Origin of the sequence: Streptomyces africanus, from assembly GCF_002150735.1 — a bacterium.
In the GTDB taxonomy this organism is placed as follows: Bacteria; Actinomycetota; Actinomycetes; order Streptomycetales; family Streptomycetaceae; genus Streptomyces; species Streptomyces africanus.
Genome location: NZ_MUKA01000518.1, coordinates 785 through 1010, shown reverse-complemented (window position 1 = coordinate 1010; position 226 = coordinate 785). Strand labels below are relative to the sequence as shown.

Sequence of the window (226 nt, the reverse complement as noted above, 5' to 3'; positions counted from 1 at the left end):
TGCCCGAGGTGTACATGATGATGCAGGTGTCGTCCGGGGCGACCGGTGTGTCGATGGGCTCCCGGGAGGCCGAGGCCAGTTCCTCCTCGTACGGGGCGCCCACTTCGACGTACGTACGGACGTCCGTGCTGCCCGGCAGTCCCGCGACCAGGCCGGCGTGCGAGGGGCCGTAGACGAGGGCCTTGGCGCCGGAGTCGGCGAGCTGGTAGGCGATCTCGGGGCCGGC

Annotated in this window: 1 protein-coding gene; it reads right to left on the bottom strand. The window is 71.7% G+C overall.

The genetic code is table 11. The features are described from left to right. The coding region (locus CCL05_RS46800; protein ID WP_425275985.1) for an AMP-binding protein at positions 1–226 on the bottom strand (226 nt) is incomplete at both ends.